Source organism: Peribacillus sp. SIMBA_075 (assembly GCF_046534585.1).
This window is the reverse complement of sequence record NZ_JAWRYN010001239.1, coordinates 1-249: the sequence shown is the minus strand read 5'-3', so window position 1 is coordinate 249 and position 249 is coordinate 1. Positions and strand designations below refer to the sequence as shown.

At 58.6% G+C, this 249-nt stretch carries 1 pseudogene; it reads right to left on the bottom strand.

The features are described 5' to 3' along the window. Window positions 1-248: pseudogene (locus SB775_RS32280) on the bottom strand (ABC transporter substrate-binding protein); the annotation flags it as partial. Window position 249 lies beyond the last annotated feature (1 nt).

The following is a 249-nucleotide window of genomic DNA, read 5'->3' as shown; positions in this document are numbered from 1 at the left end:
GGCTTTACGCCGAGTGCGAGCAGAGCTTCTGTTCCTTCATTCGTCAAAATGACTACGCGCTTGGGCTCCCCTGTGATTGGGGTCGTGCCCATGGCATGCTTGATCTCGCGAGTCCCGCCAGCATCAGCTGGTGCTGGGGTGCTTGCGTCTTTCGGTGCTTCAGTTGCTGCTGGCGTTGTTGCAGCAGGTGCTTGTGTCTGCTGCGCCTGATTGGCAGTGCTCCCGCAGCCTGCCAAAACAGCTAGCATA